This window comes from Tenacibaculum aiptasiae, from assembly GCF_008806755.1.
Classification (GTDB): Bacteria; Bacteroidota; Bacteroidia; order Flavobacteriales; family Flavobacteriaceae; genus Polaribacter; species Polaribacter aiptasiae.
This window is the reverse complement of the sequence record NZ_WAAU01000041.1, coordinates 1-203: the sequence shown is the minus strand read 5'-3', so window position 1 is coordinate 203 and position 203 is coordinate 1. Positions and strand designations below refer to the sequence as shown.

Below are 203 nucleotides of genomic sequence, written 5' to 3'. Positions count from 1 at the left end.
TCAGTAGATGCAAATGAAGAGCCAGATACTGATGGAGATGGAGTGCCAGATTATAAAGATTTAGATAGCGATAATGATGGTATTAATGATGTAATAGAAAATGGTAATGGTTCATTAGATACGAATGGAGATGGAGTTATCGATTCTAATGATACAGGAGGAGTAGATTCAGATGGAGATGGAATAGCTGATAGTATTGATGG

At 36.0% G+C, this 203-nt stretch carries 1 protein-coding gene; it reads left to right on the top strand.

Going from position 1 to position 203, the window contains the following annotated elements; translation table 11 throughout:
- Positions 1-203, top strand: a 203-nt coding sequence (locus tag F7018_RS18600) for a hypothetical protein (RefSeq protein WP_175578776.1), incomplete at both ends; no start/stop codon positions are given.